Here is an 18,490-nt window from a genome sequence, read left to right on the forward strand (position 1 = left end):
AAGCTACAGGTCAAATAAACAGAGCGGTTGTGGCTGCAGACAACAAACAAAGCAACTTTCTTGCCCAGCAGGCGCGCGAGCAATTTGCAGGGCATGCGGCCCGGATTCTTCCGGAGCTTTCCAGCGCCGTCAGGGAGAGGTTGTCAGCGCTAGCGGGGCAGATCGGCAACGCGCGCGAGATGCAGGAGCACCGGGATGCCTGGCTCGCATTTCAGCAAAACGAAGCCACCTGGATTCGGGGCACGCTCGATGCGTGGAGAAAAGCACTGGTATCGCCGCCGGCCTCGGCCAAAGCGGGGCGGCTTTTCCTTAACAGTGGAAAATTCGAGCTGATGGGCAACGAGGTGATGGAGAACAAAATCCTCGCCTCGCGTCTGGCCCTGCGACTGCTGGATGTCGCCAGCTGGGAACTCAATGACTTGCGCTTGCGGGTGCAGAACCTGGATGGCACTGCCGAGTTGTCCAAGGACGATATTCTTCGTCCCGAGGTGCTCACGCAGCATCTGGTCGAGCAATGGACGCTGGCACCGCTGTCCCGCGAGGTGTGGCTGATGGTGCAGGACGTCATCCAGAAGCAGTTGGCCGCCCATTTGCTGGAGGCCTACCATGCGGCCAACGAGTTTCTGATCGGCCAGGGCGTGATGGCCGAGATTGATTTGCGCCCGCTGGTCAAACGGACCCCTTCTGCCGCCGGTGGCGCTCCGATGAAGGCCAAGCCAGTAGCGGGTGCCCAGCCGAAGACTGCTGCAGCGGCGGGCGACAGCACTGCCAATTCGCGCGGCTCATCCGGCGACCAGGGTGGCGCGCCAATGGGCGTCTTGGCTGATACGGGACCCACCACTGGTAATGGGTCGGGAGGTACTTTCGGCGGTGGCGGCCATGGTGATGCCTCGGCGGGTACTGAACAAGCCGCTGGAGGCGGATCTGGTGGTGCTTTCGGTGGCAGTCAGCGCGGTAGCCAGGGCGGCGCGCCCATGGGAGCTTTTGCCGATGCTGGGCGAGCCACTGGGGGCGGCTCTGGCGGTACTTCCGGCGGTGGCGGCGTTAATTCACGTGGCTTGCCGGGCGGGGGTCACTCTGGCGCCGCCATGAACGCCCCGGCAGGGGCCTCAGGCGTCAGTGGCGGCGGCTCTGGCGGTGCCGGCGGCAGCAGTGGCGCTGGCGCCACTACAGGCAGAAACGCGGTGCATGACGAAACGCGCATGCAAACGGCGACCACCCCCTTGGCCAGGGCACGCATGAAGGCCCAGGGCGTGATGGGCCACCTCAAGCGCTTGCTGACCGACCACGCCGGTTATGACGACACACGGGCCAACCCGCCCTCGCCTCAGCTGGCGCAGGCCCTGGCCAAGGTCGAGACGGCTGAGCGTGCCGAACGCGACGAACGTGCCGGCGGGCAGACCTTGCGGGCTGAAACATCTGCCCAGGTGTATGGCCAGGCGGATGTGGAGCAGGCGGCCAGTGCTTTGCGCCAGCGTACCAACAGCCTCAAGCAGGCGGCCAGCACTTCCAGCGAAAAGGCCACGATCGAAATCGTGGCCCTGATGTTCCAGAGCATTCTGGCGGAAGACCGCATTCCCCCGGCGATACGGGTGTGGTTTGCCCGGCTGCAAATGCCGGTGTTGCGCGTGGCGATTTCCGAGCCCGAGTTCTTCGGGTCCTTGCAGCACCCGGCCCGCCGCCTGATTGACCGCATGGGCTCTTGTGTGCTGGGCTTCGATGCCGCGGTCTCGGGCGGTGCGCTGGAGACCGAGATCAAGCGCGTCGTGCAGGTGATTGAGCAGTACCCTGAAACCGGCCGGCGCGTCTTCCAGCTGGTCTACGACGAGTTCCAGAAGTTTCTGTCGAAATTCCTGTCCGAGCAGGGCAGTGCGGCGCGGGTGGTCAGTGTGGCCCAGCAGGTCGAGCAAAAAGAGACCATGGTCATTCAGTACACCATCGAGATGCGCAGCATGCTCAATGACATGCCGGTGCGTGAGGAAATTCGCGAATTCCTGTTCAAGATCTGGGCCGAGGTGCTGGCCATTGCCGCCATGAGAAACGGGCCGCAGCATCCGGAAACCGTCACGCTCAAGCAGGCTGCCGCGGATCTGGTGTGGGCGGCGAGCGCCAAGCCCAACCGCAATGACCGGGCCCGCGTGATTGCAGACCTGCCCAAGCTGCTGCAGCTGCTGCGCCAGGGCATGGCCATGCTGGGCATGGAGGCGCCCGCCCAAGACGGGCGCCTCAAGGTAATCAGCGCCACGCTGGCCGATGCCTTCATGTCCAAGACCGATGCCATCCCAGCGGAGCGCATTGACGTCATGGCCAAACGGCTGGCCAATCTGGAGGACTACCTGTCCGATGAGGATGTGGGTGATTTGCCGCTGGACACCGAAAACCTGGTGATGATGATTGGCATCGACGCCGCGGATATCCAGATCATTACCGACGGTGGCAGCCACCCCAGCGAAGCCATGCGGGCTTGGGTGAAAGAGCTCCAGCTCGGGGCCTGGTTCAGTCTGGATCACAACGGCAAGGTCAGCCATGTGCAGTTTGCCTGGTGCAGCGACCGCAAGCAGTTGCACCTGTTCGCCTCGGCCGATGGCCGCAACTTCCTGATTCAGGCGCGCCGTCTGGCGGCCTATCTGCAGGCAGGCCTGCTGGTGCCGACCGAAGAGGAAGCCCTGACGGTGCGCGCCACGCGCGACGCGCTGGGCAAGCTAGATGCCAATCCCGAGCGCTTGCTGGGGTAGTGGGGCCTTAATGGGCTACGCGGAACTCGGCGTCATCGCAGAGTTCGTCGAGCACCAGCGCATCCGGTTCTTCACCGAAACTCCAGTAAACCATCAGCACGATGATTTTCAGGTCGTCCAGGGTGACCGGGTCGCCCGGCGCCGCCATGGCCCGGTCGATGACGATTTCGCGCATGTGGGGTGGCAACACCCCGGAGGATTCGAGAAAACTCACAAAACCCAGGGCTTGTGCCCCCAGGTGTTCCTGCTCGGCAATGGAGTAGACGCGCAGGCTGTGGGCTGATTGGGACAGGTTGCCGGCGCTGGAGGGGCTGGTGGCGTTTTCGGCGGGCAGGTTGATCTGGGTGCTTTGCGCCGCAATGTTCAGGCCGTCGAGCCAGACCAGTGCTGCCTGGATCTCTTCGGCTTCAAACCCGGCTGCGGTGAGTTTGCGCCCCAGTTGCTGCAGTTCGGGGCAGGCATTGCCTTGCCAGTAATTCTCGTAAACGTACACCAGTACTTCAAACATGCGCCCAATATAACGCAGATGGCTTAACCGGTGTCAAGGCCGTTGTTTACCCGCTATTAGGCCCCCACGCTTTTCACTTCGTGTAATGCGCTGCCCCCCGAGGGGGCCGTCGCTTGCTCGGGGCGGCCCTTCGCGGCGCTAACCTAAGCTTAGCTGCTGGCCAGGCGCTGGAATAAGCCGCCTGGCAGTCGGGTTATCTGCCCATCGAGCTCAAGCTCCAGCAGCTGCGCCTGCAGCGCAGGGGTGTCCAGTCCGGTGCGTGCCTGCAGGGCGTCCAGGCTGACGGCGTCAAAGCCCAGTGCCGAAACCAGCGGGTTCTCAGGCGGCAAGCCCGAAGCCTGCCCAGGAATGGCCGGCGGCTCGCGTTCTGCGCCCGGTGCCGGTGCCATGCGCAGCTCTTCGAGCACGTCCTGGGCCGATTCCACCAGCTTGGCGCCCTGCTTGATCAGGGCGTGGCAGCCGCGCGACTGGGGCGAGTGGATCGATCCGGGGATGGCGAAAACCTCTTTGCCCTGCTCGGCGGCCAAGCGTGCGGTAATCAGCGAGCCCGACTGCAGCGCCGCCTCAATCACCAGGGTGCCTTGCGACAGGCCCGAAATGATGCGGTTGCGCCGGGGGAAATTGGCCGCCAGGGGTGGTGTGCCCAGCGGGAATTCGCTGATAAGCAGGCCCTGCTGGGCAATGCGGTGTGCCAGGGTCAGATGTTTTTTCGGATAGACCCGGTCCAGGCCGGTACCCACCACAGCCATCGTCGTGCCGCCCCCGAGCAGGGCCCCGTCATGAGCGGCGCCGTCGATGCCCAGCGCCAGGCCGGACACCACGCACAGGCCTGCGCCACCCAGTGTTTTTGCAAACTGCCGGGCATTGGCTTCGCCTTGCGGGGTGGGGTTGCGGCTGCCCACGATGGCCAGGTTGGTCGCTATGTTTTTGCTAGCTGCTGGCGCACATTTAACAAGGCTTCCCAGCATATAAAGCATCAAAGGCGGGTCTTCGATGTCGAGCAGGGCCGATGGGTAGCCGGCATCGCCCAGAGCGACGACACGCCGGTCATCGGCCTGTTGCAGCCAGTCCAGCGTGGCTTGCAGCTGGGCGCCCAGTTGCGCGGGCTCGGCCAAAATGGCGCTGGCGAGCCGCTCAGAGCCCAGCGCCCGCAAAGTGGTCGCCGTCTGCTCGAAAACTGCCTGGGCCGATCCGAAGGTGGCCAGCAGCTGGCGCGCGGTCTCGTTGCCAACACCGGGGGTCAGTGTCAGGCGCAACCAGGCGCTGAGTTCTTGTGTTTCCAAACGAAAAGGGCCCGTCCGGCGTGGGGATGAGGCGTCAACCGCCGGTCAAACCGGTTGACGCCGCGGATGATCAGTTGGGGTTGACGAAGCGGTCACCCACCTTGACGCCGTCGGTGATTTGCAGCACCAGGGCGTAGGACAGCTTGTCGAAGGTTTTGAAGACCATCAGCAGGCCGTTGCGCTCGTTGGGCAGCTTGATCTGGGGTTTGGCGCCATCGGTGCGGTCGGCCAGGCGCGCACCGTCTTTCAGGATGGCCATCACATGGCCGTGTTCCAGCCCGTCCCGAAGGCCGCGGTTGATGACCACCACCTGGTTGGCTGCGGCGTAAGTCACGGCGCTGCCGTAGACGGACACAATCTGGCCTTCCATCGGCAGGGCGGGCGCATGCGGCACATAGCTGAGCAACTCGCGCGGCGGCTCGGCAACCAGGCGGTCGCCCACGCGCATTTCTTCCTTGGAAACCATGATGTCAATGGTGGCGGGCACGATTTCAGCCGGCGCCTTGTCATCGCTGCCCTGACGGCTGGATTCGCCACGCACCAGCTCGGCCTTGCCCAAAAACTGGGCCTCGTAGCCCAGTATCTCCTTGGTGGCCGGGTCTTTCAGCGGGGTAGCGTTGCGAAACACGCGGTAGTTCAGCGGTTCGCCTTTGGCATCGCTCAGGGCCTTGCCGGTTTTGCCATCGCTGTACTCGCCGCGTGCGTAGGCACGGTCGCCCCGGCTGAGCAGGACGCGGCCTTCCTGGGCTGCCACAATTCGTGGGGACGCGGCGAACGTGGCCTCGTCCACAATCAGGGCCTCGCTCAGAAACGGTTCGATCACGTTGGGCGCCAGCGCCGGAATGGCCGTATCGGCCAGCGACTCGTAGCGGGTGCGGGGTGACACCCGGACGACATCGGTGGGCGGGCCATCGATCGCCGCCTGGCGCGTGCGCAGGGTGGCACGTCCACCGGTCTTGTCCAGGTAAAGCTGCTGGCCGGGGTAAATCCGGTGCGGGTTGCGGATGTCCTGCAGGTTCATGCCCCACAACTCGGGCCAGCGCCACGGGCTTTTAAGAAACAGGCCTGAAATGGCCCACAGCGTGTCGCCCCGCTTGACGGTGTACTCGTCCGGCGCGTTGGGCGCCAGTTCGCTGAGGGGAACGCCGGCCTGGGCGACTTGAGTGGCGGTGGCTTTCTGGCCTGGCGTGATGGGGAAGTTCTGGGCCTGCAGCCCGACCGTGGCGCCCAGCAGGGCGACGGCTATTGAAATATGACTGAAACGACCGAACATGTATTGCATCCTGAAGGCCCCTCGGGCTGGCACGGCATTTTGGGATGGATCACAAAAAGACCGTGCTTGAATCTTGATAAATCACTGGCGATTCTGTACCTAAGCCCTTGATTAAGCAACGATTACCAGTTTCTGGGAAGATTGAGATGCTTAAAAACCGCGAAAAGTGGCGAAAATAGCGACACTTGGATTACCTGTCACCATGACCCAACTGACCATTCTCCGTTACCCGGACCCCCGTTTGCACACCATCGCCAAGCCGGTGGCTGCGGTGGATGCACGCCTGCACAAGCTGGCCGACGACATGCTCGAGACCATGTACGAGGCCGCCGGCATCGGCTTGGCCGCCACCCAGGTCGATGTCCACGAGCGCCTGATCGTGATTGACATCAGCGAGGAGCGCAACCAGCCGCTGGTGCTGATCAACCCCGAGATCATTTGGGCCAGCCCGGAAACCCGGGTCGGTGATGAGGGTTGCCTTTCGGTGCCCGGTATTTACGACGGCGTGGAGCGCTCCATCGCCGTCAAGGCGCAGGCGCTGGACCTGGACGGCAAGCTGCAAACCTACAACGCCGAAGGCATGCTGGCGGTGTGCATCCAGCACGAAATGGATCATTTGATGGGCAAGGTGTTTGTCGAGTACCTGTCGCCGCTCAAGCGCAACCGTATCAAGACCAAGATGATCAAGCAGAAAAAGGAAGAAGCGCGCGAGGCGGTGCACTGAGTCTGTTCTTGCCGGTGCTTGGAGCTTTAAGCTTCAGGCGCGCCAGGCGCGCCAGGCGTGTTCATCCCTTTCAAGATCCCCGCGTTTACCCCCTTCCTTAGCCATGCGCGTCATTTTTGCCGGTACCCCCGAGTTCGCCCGCGTGGCATTGGCGCAGTTGCATGCCGTCGGCTTCGAGATTCCCCTGGTGCTGACCCAGCCCGACCGGCCGGCCGGTCGCGGCCTGAAGCTCACACCCTCGCCGGTCAAGCAGTTCGCGCTGGACAACAACATTCCCGTGGCACAGCCGCGCAGCCTGCGGCTGGACGGCAAGTATCCCGAGGATGCGGCCGCCGCGCGCGCCGCCATAGAGGCGGCGCAGGCCGATGTGATGGTGGTGGCGGCTTACGGGCTGATCCTGCCGCAGTGGGTTCTTGATGTGATGAGTGCCCCGCAATTTTCCGCCGGGCCGCCCCAAGGAAAATTAGCCCCCCCGGGGGGCAGCGCATTACACGAAGTGAAAAGCGTGGGGGCTCGCAAGCTGGGCTGCTTGAATATCCACGCCTCGCTGCTGCCGCGCTGGCGCGGCGCCGCGCCGATTCACCGCGCCATCGAGGCCGGCGACCTGGAGACCGGCGTGACCATCATGCAGATGGATGCTGGCCTGGACACGGGCGACATGCTGCTGACAGACGCCCTGCCCATCACGCCACAGGACAGCACAGGCCGCCTGCACGACCGGCTGGCGGTGCTGGGCGGCCGCTTGATCGTCGAGGCGCTGGAGCTGGCCGCCTGCGGTGGCTTGCGGGCAGTCAGGCAACCCGAAGCGGGCGTGAGCTACGCCCACAAGATCGACAAGGCCGAGGCCATGGTGGACTGGAGCCAGAGCGCCGACGTGATTGGCCGGCGCATCCGGGCTTTCGATCCATTTCCCGGCGCCCACACCCTGTTCGCGGGTGAAACCATCAAACTCTGGCGCTATGAAATTGAGAGCTACTCGCGCCCGATTGATATAGGCTTCGGCACGATTTTGTCTGTGAATGCGGCGGGCGTGAGCGTGGCCTGCGGCCAGGGCGTGCTGCGCCTGACCGAGCTGCAGCGCGCCGGCGGCAAGCGCCTGGCCGTGGCGGACTTCCTGCGCGGCTTCGAGCTCGCACCCGGCATGACCTTTGGAAAGTAAGTCCCCATGTTCCTGCGTCCTGCCCACTACCGCCATCCACAATTCCGCCAGGGCGCACGCGACATGCTCGCGGTAGCACCCGGCATTGCCGCCTGGGGCCTGATGACCGGCGTGGCCATGGTCAAGTCCGGCATGAGCGGGCTGGAAGCCACTCTGATGACGGTGCTGGTGTACGCCGGCAGCGCACAGCTGGCGGCCATCCCGTTGCTGATGGCGGGTGCGCCCATGTGGGTGATCCTGGCCACCGGTTTTTGCGTGAACCTGCGCTTTGTGGTGTTCAGCGCGCACCTGCGCGCCTACATGATGCATCTGCCGCGCTGGGAGCGCATGCTCACGGGTTTTCTCACGGCCGACCTGACCTATGTGCTGTTCACCCGGCGCTTTCCCAAGCCCAGCGACGACCCGGCCCAGCGCCTCGCCCAGCAGGCCTACCTGGCGGGCAGCTGCGGCCTCAGCTGGTGCAACTGGGTGGTCAGCAGCATGATAGGCGTGGCCTTGGCCAACCTCATCCCGACCACCTGGGGCCTGGGTTTTGCCGGTATTTTGGCCTTGCTCGGCATCGCCTGCTCGTTAACCACCACCCGTTTGCGCGCCGTGTCTGCGGGTGTGGCCGGTGCGGCCGCCGTGGCGGCCTTTGCCTTGCCGCTCAAGCTTAATATCCTGGTAGCTATCGCGGCCGCAGTCGCCGTCTGCCTGCTGCTGGAAAAGCCGGCCCTGCCCCAACCGGCGCAGGCCCAAACGACCGGCTCCGGAGATTCCGCATGAACCAGACCGATCTCTGGAGCGTGGCCACCATCGTCGGCTTGGCGCTGGTGACCGTTATCACACGCTCTTTCTTTTTCCTCTCCAGCAAACCCTGGACCTTGCCGGCCTGGGCGCAGCGCGGCCTGCACTATGCGCCCATTGCGGCGCTGGCTGCCGTGATCGTGCCCGAGATGGTGATGACACAGGGCCACCTCATTGCCACCTGGAAAGACGCCCGGCTGTTTGCCGTAATCGCCGGCGCCGCCTGGTACTACTGGCGCCACGGCGTGCTCGGCACCATCATCGCCGGCATGGCGGTGTACCTGCCGCTGCATCTGGGGCTGGGCTGGTGAACTAGAGCCCCCACGCTCCGCCGCTGCGCGGGTCGCTGCCCCCCGAGGGGGCCGCTGCGCCTGCGGTCTGGCAAAGCCAGTCCCGCGGCCCCTGCTGGGTTGGAGAGCCCCCGCTGTCGTTCGCTTCGCGTCACTTCCGAGGCCTTGCCGGCCCTGACTTGCTCTGAGGGCCTCGGGTTACGTGTAGCAACCTACAATTAAGGCCTTGGCCGTGTTGGCCAGCTTTTTCACTTGCGAGCGATCCATGAATTTCATCCGTTTTTCCGACCTGTGCGCCAGCGGCAAGGTCGCAGGCCAGCGTGTTTTCATCCGTGCGGACATGAACGTGCCGCAAGACGGCAGCGGAAATATCACCGAAGACACCCGCATCCGCGCCTCCATCCCCTGTATCCAGATGGCGCTGGATGCCGGCGCCGCGGTGATGGTGACCTCCCACCTTGGGCGGCCTGTGGAAGGCGAGTTCAAGCCGGCTGATTCGCTGGCGCCCGTGGCCAGACGCCTGGGCGAACTCATGGGGCGCGAAGTGCCACTGGCCTCCAACTGGGTGGACGGCGTGGAGCTCAAGCCCGGCCAGCTGGTGCTGCTCGAGAACTGCCGCCTCAACAAGGGCGAGAAGAAAAACAGCGAGGAACTGGCGCGCAAGATGGCCGCGCTCTGCGATATCTTTGTGCACGACGCCTTCGGCACTGCGCACCGCGCCGAAGCCTCCACCTACGGCATCGCGCAGTACGCGGCTGTGGCCAGCGCCGGCCCGCTGCTGGCCGCTGAAATGGACGCCATCTCCAAGGCGCTGTCCGGCCCGCGCCGGCCGCTGGTAGCGATCGTGGCTGGCAGCAAGGTGTCGACCAAGCTCACCATTTTGAAATCGCTGGCCAGCAAGGTGGACCAGCTGATCGTGGGCGGCGGCATTGCCAACACCTTCATGCTGGCCGCCGGCCTGAACATCGGCAAGAGCCTGGCCGAAGCCGATTTGCTGGCCGAAGCCCGGGCCGTGATTGAGGCCATGAAGGCGCGCGGCGCCGACGTGCCCATCCCCACCGATGTGGTGACCGCCAAAACCTTTGCGGCCGATGCGCCCGCCACCATCAAGGCCGCCACCGATGTGGCGGACGACGACCTGATTCTCGACATCGGCCCCGAGACCACCGCGAAGCTGGCCGCCCAGCTCAAGGCCGCCGGCACCATCGTCTGGAACGGCCCGGTCGGGGTGTTCGAGTTTGACGCCTTTGCCAAAGGCACCGAAGGCATTGCGCGCGCCATTGCCGGCAGCGCCGGGTTCTCGATCGCCGGCGGCGGCGACACGCTGGCAGCGATTGCCAAATACGGCATTGAGAAACAGGTGGGCTACATCTCCACAGGCGGCGGCGCCTTCCTGGAAGTGCTGGAAGGCAAAACCCTGCCGGCCTTCGAGATTCTGGCTAGGCGCGCCGCGGGCTGATTTGCGGCAAGGTCCGGCAGGGCTGCTTTTGGTAACCGATTGGTAACCAGTTTCATGTAAAAATGGAAACCAAATTACAAGGAGACCTTTTTTCATGATTCGTTGCGCCACCAAAATTGTTGCCACCCTCGGCCCTGCTTCCAGTGATCCGGCTTTGCTGGAAGAAATGATTCGCGCAGGCGTCAATGTGGTGCGCCTCAATTTCAGCCATGGCACCGCCCAGGACCATATCGACCGGGCCACGCTGGTGCGCGAGGCTTCGCAGCGCGCCGGTCGCGAGGTGGCCATCATGGCCGATCTGCAGGGCCCCAAAATCCGTGTCGGCAAATTCGCCGAAGGCAAGGTCATGCTGGAGCCGGGCGAGAAATTCGTGCTTGATGCCTCCCGCACCGAGCCCGGCGACATCAAGGGCGTGGGCCTGGACTACAAGGAGCTGCCGCGCGATGTGAAGGCCGGCGACGTGCTGCTGCTCAACGACGGCCTGATCGTGCTGACGGTGGATGCCGTGCGGGGCGAAGAGGTGCACACCAGCGTCAAGCTCGGTGGCGTGTTGTCCAACAACAAGGGCATCAACAAGCAGGGCGGCGGCCTGACGGCACCGGCCCTGACGGCCAAGGACATGGAAGACATCAAAACCGCGATGAGCTTTCGGGCCGACTACGTGGCCGTGAGCTTCCCGAAAAACGCGACCGACATGGAGATGGCGCGCCAGCTGTGTGATGTGGCCGCTGCGCCCTACAAGCACAAGCCCGGCCTGATTGCCAAGATCGAGCGAGCCGAAGCCATTCCCAAGCTCGAAGAAATTCTCAAGGTCAGCGACGGCATCATGGTGGCGCGCGGCGACCTGGCGATTGAGGTGGGCAATGCGGCGGTGCCGGCCCTGCAAAAACGCATGATCAAGCTGGCCCGGGCGTATGACAAGGTCGTGATCACGGCGACGCAGATGATGGAAAGCATGATTGTCAATCCGGTGCCCACGCGGGCCGAGGTCAGCGACGTGGCCAACGCCGTGCTCGACGGCACCGATGCGGTCATGCTCAGCGCCGAAACCGCCGCCGGCAAGTACCCGCTGGAGACGGTGGAGGAGATGGCCAAGATTTGCCTGGAGGCTGAGAAAGCCGAGTACAAGGAACTGGAAGCCGATTTTGCCGGCAAGACTTTCACCCGCATCGACCAGTCGATTGCCATGGGCGCACTGTTTACCGCGCACCACCTGGGCGCCAAGGCGATTGTGGCCCTGACCGACAGCGGCTCCACCCCCTTGTGGATGAGCCGCCACGACATCCGCGTGCCCATTTATGCGCTGACATCGCGCCTGGACACGCAGCGCAAGATGGCCCTGTACCGCAATGTGCGCCCCCTGCTGATGGACACCAGCGCCGACCGTGATACCGCACTGGGACAGGCCGAAGGGGACCTGCTTCGCCGCAACATCGTGCAAAGCGGCGATGTGTATGCCATCACCTGCGGCGAACCCATGGGCGCACCCGGCGGCACCAACATGCTCAAGATTTGCCGCGTGGCCTAGGAGCCTGTCGAAGCCTTGGTGCCGGGCGCACAGGCCCTTTCGACAAACTCAGGGTGAACGGGGCTAACTGAACAGCATCATTGGGGCTCTGGCCCACTCCTTGCGTGTGCTGGAGCGGGTGGTCGGCTTCATGCAAAGCCCGGCGGCCTGAACGTCAGCGCCAGACGGTAGAATCGAAGGCTGGTTACTTCGCGGTTACCATCCGTTTCACCATGGCGAAAACAGCCTGCAGGCTGCGCTGGCCGGGGCGCCGCGAAACCCACCTTTTTGGGCAGGCTTTCAACTTTCTGGGGATTTCGATCATGGCACTCGTTTCGATGCGCGAGCTGCTGGACCATGCGGCAGTCAACACCTACGGCATTCCAGCTTTCAACGTCAACAACCTCGAGCAGGTCACCGCCATCATGCAGGCGGCCGACGAGGTCAATGCCCCGGTCATCATGCAGGCCAGCGCCGGCGCGCGCAAATACGCCGGCGAAGGTTTCCTCAAGCACCTGATCCAGGCCGCGGTGGAAAGCTTTCCGCACATCCCGGTCGTGATGCACCAGGACCACGGCCAGAGCCCCGACGTGTGCCGCGGCGCGATCAGCCTCGGTTTCAGCTCGGTCATGATGGACGGCTCGCTGATGGCCGACGGCAAGACCATCGCCGACTACGACTACAACGTCGACGTGACGCGCAAGGTGGTGGAAATGGCTCACGCGACCGGGGTGTCGGTCGAGGGCGAACTCGGCTGTCTGGGCAGCCTGGAGACCATGCAGGGCGAGAAGGAAGACGGCCACGGCACCGATGCGGTCATGACGCACGACCAGTTGCTGACCGACCCCGAGCAGGCCGCCGACTTCGTCAAGCGCACCCAGCTCGACGCGCTGGCGATTGCCATCGGCACCAGCCACGGCGCCTACAAGTTCACGCGCAAGCCCACCGGCGACATCCTGGCGATAGCGCGCATCCAGGAAATCCACCGTCGCATTCCCAACACCCATCTGGTGATGCACGGCTCGTCCAGCGTGCCGCAGGACCTGCTGGCCATCATCCGCCAGTACGGCGGCGACATGAAGGAAACCTACGGCGTGCCGGTCGAAGAGATCCAGAAAGCCATCAAGTTTGGCGTGCGCAAGATCAACATTGACACCGACATCCGCCTGGCGATGACGGCGGCGGCACGCAAGTTCATGGCCGAGAATCCCAGCAAGTTTGACCCGCGCGAATGGCTCAAGCCCGCCACAGCGGCCGCCAAGGCCATCTGCAAGCAGCGCTACATCGAGTTTGGCTGCGAAGGCCAGGCCGGCAAGATCAAGGGCGAGAGCCTCTCTAGCGTGGCGGCCAAATACGCCAAGGGCGAACTGGCGCAAGTAGTGCATTGAGCTGAAGGGTTGCTTTGAGCCAGTGGCTTACCGGAGAGCACGGTGGCATAATTGCTATACACATCGAAGGTGTATAGGCATGAACACACGAACCAATATTGTTCTGGACGATGAACTGGTCGCCCAGGCCATGGCCCGCGCCCGGGTCACCACCAAAAAAGCGGCTGTCGAGGCCGCGCTGCGCGCTTACGTGAAAGCGCCGGACTATTCCGGGCTGTTGGCGCTGGCAGGCACTGGGGTGATTGCTGACGACTACGATCCCAAGGCCTTGTTTACCCACCCGCGCTATTCCCAGTCTTTGGAAACCCCTCCTTCCGTGTCTGAGCCGCAAGCCGCGTGGCCCAAAACCGTGAGCGCGCCCAAAGCGAAGCTGCGCGCAAAAAAAATACCTGCGATCAAGCGCCCATGATTGCGGATTCCTCGGCTTGGATTGAACTGCTGCGGGCAACCGGGTCGTTGGTCGATTTGAGACTGCAACAAGCGATACGCGCCAGTGAGACATTGCTCATGCCGGAGGTCGTTTACCGGGAAGTGCTTCAGGGCGCACCCAACCCACAGCATTTCATGCTTTTGCAAGCCCGACTGGACGCGGTACCCTTGTTCAAGCCCGACGACGCGAGAGACCTTGCTCGCCACGCTGCCATGCTCTATGCCCGTTGTCGATGGCAAGGCATCACCATTCGCAGTCCCAACGACTGCTTGATCGCCGCCTGCGCTATCGAGGCGGGCGAGCCCCTGCTCCACGCCGACCGTGATTTCATCGCCCTCGCCACTATTGATAAGCGCTTGCAACTTCTATGACTACTCTTCACACCTCCTCCCTTGAAAGCCTGCCCCTGCTCGCCCGCGGCAAGGTCCGTGACAACTATGCCGTCGGCAAGGACCGGCTGCTGATGGTGGCCAGCGACCGGCTCAGCGCGTTCGACGTGATCCTGGGCGAGCCGATCCCGGGCAAGGGCGCGCTGCTCACGCAAATGGCGCTGTTCTGGTTTGACAAGCTGGGCCATCTGTGCCCCAACCACCTGACCGGCGAAGCGCCCGAAAGCGTGGTCACGCCGGCCGAGGTGCCGCAGGTCACGGGCCGCTCCATGCTGGTCAAGCGCCTCAAGCCGATCCCGGTCGAAGCCGTAGTGCGCGGCTACCTGGCCGGCAGCGGCTGGAAGGAGTACCAGGACAGCCAGTCGGTCTGCGGCGTGCCGCTGCCAGCCGGCCTGAAAAACGCCAGCAAACTGCCCGAGCCCATCTTCACGCCGGCCGCCAAGGCCGAGGTGGGCGAGCATGACGAAAACATCAGCTACGAGCAGGTGGTGAAGGTGGTGGGCCCTGAACTCGCCGCGCAGATCAAAAAGATCAGCATCGAGATTTACCAAACCGCTGCGGCCTTTGCGCTGACCAAGGGCATCATCATCGCCGACACCAAGTTCGAGTTTGGCCTGGACGAACACGGCACCCTGACCCTGATGGACGAAGTGCTGACGCCCGACTCCTCACGCTACTGGCCTATTGAGGGTTACGAAACGGCTTTTGCAGCAGGCGATAACCCGCCCAGCTACGACAAGCAGTTTGTGCGCGACTGGCTGGAGAGCGTGCGCATCAACGGCAAGCCCTGGGACAAAACCCCGCCGGCACCGCAGCTGCCGCCCGACGTGGCCAACAAGACGGCCGCCAAATACCAGGAAGCGCTGGCGCGGCTGACCGCCTAAATTCAGGAGCGCGGCAGAAGCTGAGCGCTGCATGATGGAGTGGCTGGCCGAAATCTTCATTAATGGTGTGCTGACATTGCTGGCCGAGCTGTCCAATGTCGGACTGCGCAAATCTTTGCGTGCGCCGCCTGATACGGACCCGCTGAGTGACGCGTTGGTGGGTGCGGCGCTGGGCTTTGTGCTGGGGCTGGCCAGCGTTTATTTCTTTCCGGTGCTGGCCTTGCGCATGCCCGTGTGGCAATGGCTCAATGCCTTGCTTAGCCCGCTGGCGGCTGGGGTGCTGATTGTGCTCTGGCGAAGCAGGGCCTTGCTGAATTCCACGAACTTGGCCCAGCCGTCGTCGCGCGTGGCCTTGTTTCAAGCCTTTGTAGTGGGCTTGGTTTTCAACCTCAGCCGATTACTGTTTGGGCATTGAGTTAGCAGGGACTGTGAAACGTGCCCGTACGAGCGGCTATTGGTGATAGCGGCTTGCCCTTCACTGTCAGGCCGGGGCGAGACCCGGCCTGGTCGTTCAATGAGTCTGCCTGAAAGTTACCCGGACCAATCGGATTTTATGTCCGGAATTTAAGCCTCTAGCCCAATAAGAACGGTCGGTTTCTGCTATAAAATCAATAGCGTAAATTCGGCGTTGCAGCGAATCAAGGCACCTCATGATGGGGCGCCGGGAACGGTTCACACCGTCTCGGGCAGACCGCTGCGCAGGGAACGGGTGATGGCCAGTCCGATGCGGGTGGCTTCCAGCGCGTCCGCCAGCGTGAGGGCCAGGGCTTGCTCCCCTCGGCAGGCCTCGACAAAGGCCGCCATCTCGGCCGCAAAAGCGGTCTCGAAGCGCTCGTAGAAATCTTTCACCACGGCGTGGCGCACCCCATGGCCGTCACTGCGAACTACGCGATCGCGCGCCGCGTGTTCGCCAACGGTCAGCTTGCCTGCGGTCCCAATCACTTCGGTGCTGGTCTCGTGGCCATGCGCCATGGTGCGGGAGGCATACAGCACCGCCCGTGCGCCGCCCTCGAACTCCACCACCGCCATGCCGTTGTCCACATCGCCAAACTCCGCCAGCGCCGGATGCAGTGCAATGGTGCCGGTGGCAAAGGCCCGCAAGGCCCGGGGCTTGCCCAGCATCCAGCGCGCCAGGTCGATGTCGTGCACGCTACAGTCCATGAAGATGCCGCCGGAGGTCGGCGCAAAACGCACGAAGAACCCATCCGGGTCATTTTGGTCACAGGTTTGCGAGCGAACCAGAAATGGTCGCCCGATCTCGCCCGCGGCAACAGTTGCGTACGCGTTCAAATAGCTCGGGTCAAAGCGCCGCACGAACCCCACCATCGCAACCTGCGCGGGGTGTTGCTGCGCTACGGCCAGCACCCGATCGCAGTCCTCGACATTCAGCGCCAAAGGTTTTTCCACGAACACGTGCTTGCCCGCCTTCAGTGCCGCAATGGTCTGGTCGGCGTGCAGCGAGGTTGGCGTGACCAGCACCACCGCATCCAGCGTGGGGTCGGCAACAAAAGCGTCAAAGTCCTCGTACAGCCGTTCCACCCCCAGTTGTTCGCCGGCGAACGCACGTTCACTGGCAGACGGGCTGCAGGCGGCCACCAGCTGGCAATGGCGGGTCCGAAACGCCAGGGCCTCGGCGTGGCGTTGGCCGAGCCGGCCCAGGCCGGCGATACCCACTCTCAACATCTTGGGATTCATGGTGGTCGCCTTCAAAATTCAACCGCCTGGCCAGACGCCGCGCTTTGCGCGGCCGCATCAGCCAGCACCTGGGCCCGGACACCGTCTTCAATGGTGGTGCGAAAGACGCCACCCGTCTGCAGTTGTTCAAAGAAGTGCGCTATCTCAAGGCGATAGGCATCCGCATAGCGCTGCAGGAAGAAGGCTTCCGGGTTGTCAACGCGGGTGCCCTGCGCGTCAGCCTGCGTTACTTCGCTGGGGCGATGGTTGCCACACTGGAGCATGCCGGCGGAGCCGATCACCTCAAAGCGCTGGTCATAACCGTAGGCGGCGCGGCGCGTGGTGTTGATCTGGCACAGGCGTCCCTTCTTGGTCCGGATGGTGACGGCGGTGCAGTCCATGTCACCGGCCTGCGCAATGGCGGGATCGGTCAGGCAAGAACCGGTTGCGCTGAGCCAGGCGGCCTCGTCGCCGTCACCGCACAGCATCCAGCGAAACACATCGAAGTCGTGGATCAGCATGTCACGGAAAATGCCGCCCGAGTTTTTGATGTAGTCGACGGGCGGCGCGCCGGGGTCGCGGCTGGTGATGACCAGCATCTCGGGGTTGCCGATGTCACCCCGGTCCAGGCGCACCTTGGCCTGGTTGAAGGTCGGGTCAAAACGTCGCTGGAAGCCGATCATGCACGCCACACCCGCTGCGGCCACCGCTTGCGCGCAAGCCTGGGCACGAACCGCCGACAGGTCCACCGGTTTTTCGCAAAAGATGTGCTTGCCCGCCCGGGCCGCACGGGTGATGAGATCACTGTGCGTGGTGGTGGGGCTGCCGATGACGACCGCATCAATGCCCGGATCGGCAAAGATGTTGTCAATGGAGTCAACTCGGGCACCGTAGGTCTGGGCAAGTTCTGCGCAGGAGGCGGCGACGGGGTCGCTGACGGCAGCAAGTTCGACACCCGGCAGGGCGCAGAGGTTGGTGGCGTGGATGCGGCCAATGCGGCCGGCGCCAAACAAGGCAACTTTTTTCATGGAGGGGGCTTTCAGGAAATATCAGACCGCTTGGGCGCGGGTGGGTTGGTAATCGAGTTCAAGGCGGTAGGCCAGGGCCATGAACAGGCTTTGCGCGACCGCCATGGAATTGGTCAGGGCACGAAAGCCGAAGACACTGGTTTCCTGCACCAGCAGCGAGCAGGTCGCGAGACGCGCCAGCGGACTCAGGCGACTGTCCGTGATGGCGATGATGCGGGCGCCGCGTTCGTGGGCCTGCCGCACGATGCTTTCGGTCTCCTCGGCATACGGGGCAAACGAAATCGCGATCAGCACATCTTCGCGCAGCATGCCGCGCAGCTGGCCGTCCTGCATGCTGCCCATGGACGTGATGTGCTGCACCCGCTTGTCGGTGTGCTGCAAGGCATAGGCGAGATAAGTGGAGACCGCGAACGAACGCCGTGACGCCATCAACCAGACGGTCTCGGCACCTGCCAGCAAGTTCACGGACTCTTCGAAGGCGGGCTCCTGCAGCGTGCGCTGCAACTCCTCCATGCCGGCGATGCCGCCGCCTATCAGGGCGTGCGCGATCTCGGCACTGGTCAGATCCCGCGCACCGGACTCGATGGCCTGGCGTATGCGCGACTGGTAGTTGCGGCTGGGCGAAATCTGCTGGGCCAGGCCCTCCCGAAACAGCTTTTGCATGGCCGAAAAACCGCTGAACCCGAAATGCTTGGCAAAGCGGACCACGGCCGAGGGCTGCACGTCGCAGTACTGCGCCACCTCCTGGATGGATTGAATTCCCAACTGCGAGCGATGCTGCTCTATATGCCGGCCAATGGCCTTGAGCTGGCGGCTTAGCCCCTCAAAATCACGCGCGATGGCCTTGATCAGCGCTTCTTCGGTGACCGGGGGATGGGGTTCAGTGGTCATGGGGTCAATTTCGTTGGAGGGAATCAGGTTTAGAAATAATTATCTAACAAGATGCAAAAAAAGAAAACTCGGTCTAGGGTTT

General features: G+C 63.5%; 18 protein-coding genes. 12 read left to right on the top strand and 6 right to left on the bottom strand.

The window, feature by feature from the left end; all coding sequences use genetic code 11:
- Window positions 1-29: 29 nt before the first annotated feature.
- Window positions 30-2,735 (top strand): DUF1631 family protein, encoded by a 2,706-nt coding sequence (locus V6M61_RS13945; protein ID WP_332777177.1) that lies wholly within the window; start codon window positions 30-32, stop codon window positions 2,733-2,735.
- Window positions 2,736-2,742: 7 nt separating this feature from the next.
- Here the strand turns inward: V6M61_RS13945 and V6M61_RS13950 are convergent, their stop codons facing one another.
- From V6M61_RS13950 to V6M61_RS13960, 3 genes are all read right to left on the bottom strand, one after another.
- Complete coding sequence (locus V6M61_RS13950) at window positions 2,743-3,243, bottom strand: DUF494 domain-containing protein (protein ID WP_332777178.1); 501 nt, start codon at window positions 3,241-3,243, stop codon at window positions 2,743-2,745.
- Between the two features lie 149 nt (window positions 3,244-3,392).
- Window positions 3,393-4,526 carry a DNA-processing protein DprA gene (dprA, locus tag V6M61_RS13955; protein WP_332777179.1) on the bottom strand — a complete coding sequence of 378 codons (1,134 nt, stop codon included), beginning with the start codon at window positions 4,524-4,526 and terminating at the stop codon, window positions 3,393-3,395.
- Window positions 4,527-4,596: 70 nt separating this feature from the next.
- A complete protein-coding gene (locus tag V6M61_RS13960) occupies window positions 4,597-5,808 on the bottom strand; it encodes a LysM peptidoglycan-binding domain-containing protein (RefSeq protein ID WP_332777180.1) in 1,212 nt (403 codons plus the stop codon).
- Between the two features lie 193 nt (window positions 5,809-6,001).
- Here V6M61_RS13960 and def point away from each other — a divergent pair, with 193 nt between their 5' ends.
- The 11 genes from def (at window position 6,002) to V6M61_RS14015 (ending at window position 15,230) form a co-directional block, all read left to right on the top strand.
- Entirely contained in the window at window positions 6,002-6,523 is a 522-nt protein-coding gene (gene def, locus V6M61_RS13965) for a peptide deformylase (protein ID WP_332777181.1), read from the top strand.
- Between the two features lie 103 nt (window positions 6,524-6,626).
- Window positions 6,627-7,682, top strand: coding sequence for a methionyl-tRNA formyltransferase (locus tag V6M61_RS13970; protein WP_332777182.1), 1,056 nt, complete (start codon window positions 6,627-6,629; stop codon window positions 7,680-7,682).
- A gap of 6 nt (window positions 7,683-7,688) precedes the next feature.
- Window positions 7,689-8,447 carry an AzlC family ABC transporter permease gene (locus tag V6M61_RS13975; protein WP_332777183.1) on the top strand — a complete coding sequence of 253 codons (759 nt, stop codon included), beginning with the start codon at window positions 7,689-7,691 and terminating at the stop codon, window positions 8,445-8,447.
- Window positions 8,444-8,779, top strand: a complete 336-nt coding sequence (locus V6M61_RS13980; protein ID WP_332777184.1) for an AzlD domain-containing protein — start codon at window positions 8,444-8,446, stop codon at window positions 8,777-8,779. The genes V6M61_RS13975 and V6M61_RS13980 overlap by 4 nt, the downstream gene beginning before the upstream one ends.
- Window positions 8,780-9,023: 244 nt before the next feature.
- Entirely contained in the window at window positions 9,024-10,217 is a 1,194-nt protein-coding gene (locus tag V6M61_RS13985) for a phosphoglycerate kinase (RefSeq protein WP_332777185.1), read from the top strand.
- Between the two features lie 94 nt (window positions 10,218-10,311).
- Window positions 10,312-11,745, top strand: a complete 1,434-nt coding sequence (gene pyk / locus V6M61_RS13990) for a pyruvate kinase (RefSeq protein ID WP_332777186.1) — start codon at window positions 10,312-10,314, stop codon at window positions 11,743-11,745.
- 302 nt (window positions 11,746-12,047) lie between these two features.
- Window positions 12,048-13,112: a class II fructose-bisphosphate aldolase gene (fba, locus tag V6M61_RS13995; protein ID WP_332777187.1), complete on the top strand. Its 1,065-nt coding sequence runs from the start codon at window positions 12,048-12,050 to the stop codon at window positions 13,110-13,112.
- Window positions 13,113-13,191: 79 nt separating this feature from the next.
- Window positions 13,192-13,521 carry a type II toxin-antitoxin system VapB family antitoxin gene (locus V6M61_RS14000; RefSeq protein WP_332777188.1) on the top strand — a complete coding sequence of 110 codons (330 nt, stop codon included), beginning with the start codon at window positions 13,192-13,194 and terminating at the stop codon, window positions 13,519-13,521.
- Window positions 13,518-13,913 (top strand): type II toxin-antitoxin system VapC family toxin, encoded by a 396-nt coding sequence (vapC, locus tag V6M61_RS14005; protein WP_332777189.1) that lies wholly within the window; start codon window positions 13,518-13,520, stop codon window positions 13,911-13,913. Before V6M61_RS14000 ends, vapC begins: the two co-directional genes overlap by 4 nt.
- On the top strand, window positions 13,910-14,815 hold the full coding sequence (locus tag V6M61_RS14010) for a phosphoribosylaminoimidazolesuccinocarboxamide synthase (protein ID WP_332777190.1): 906 nt from the start codon (window positions 13,910-13,912) through the stop codon (window positions 14,813-14,815). Before vapC ends, V6M61_RS14010 begins: the two co-directional genes overlap by 4 nt.
- Window positions 14,816-14,846: 31 nt before the next feature.
- A complete protein-coding gene (locus tag V6M61_RS14015) occupies window positions 14,847-15,230 on the top strand; it encodes a hypothetical protein (protein ID WP_332777191.1) in 384 nt (127 codons plus the stop codon).
- Window positions 15,231-15,487: 257 nt separating this feature from the next.
- On the opposite strand, the gene V6M61_RS14020 is transcribed toward V6M61_RS14015, so the two are convergent.
- The 3 genes from V6M61_RS14020 to V6M61_RS14030 are packed head-to-tail and all read right to left on the bottom strand — an operon-like array spanning window position 15,488 to window position 18,408.
- Window positions 15,488-16,510, bottom strand: coding sequence for a Gfo/Idh/MocA family oxidoreductase (locus V6M61_RS14020; RefSeq protein ID WP_332777192.1), 1,023 nt, complete (start codon window positions 16,508-16,510; stop codon window positions 15,488-15,490).
- Between the two features lie 11 nt (window positions 16,511-16,521).
- The gene (iolG, locus tag V6M61_RS14025; RefSeq protein ID WP_332777193.1) at window positions 16,522-17,517 is read right to left on the bottom strand and encodes an inositol 2-dehydrogenase; all 996 of its coding nucleotides are present in this window, start codon (window positions 17,515-17,517) and stop codon (window positions 16,522-16,524) included.
- Window positions 17,518-17,538: 21 nt separating this feature from the next.
- The gene (locus V6M61_RS14030) at window positions 17,539-18,408 is read right to left on the bottom strand and encodes a MurR/RpiR family transcriptional regulator (RefSeq protein WP_332777194.1); all 870 of its coding nucleotides are present in this window, start codon (window positions 18,406-18,408) and stop codon (window positions 17,539-17,541) included.
- Between the last annotated feature and the right edge of the window lie 82 nt (window positions 18,409-18,490).

It is taken from the genome of Polaromonas sp. (genome assembly GCF_036676035.1).
GTDB lineage: Bacteria > Pseudomonadota > Gammaproteobacteria > Burkholderiales > Burkholderiaceae_C > Polaromonas.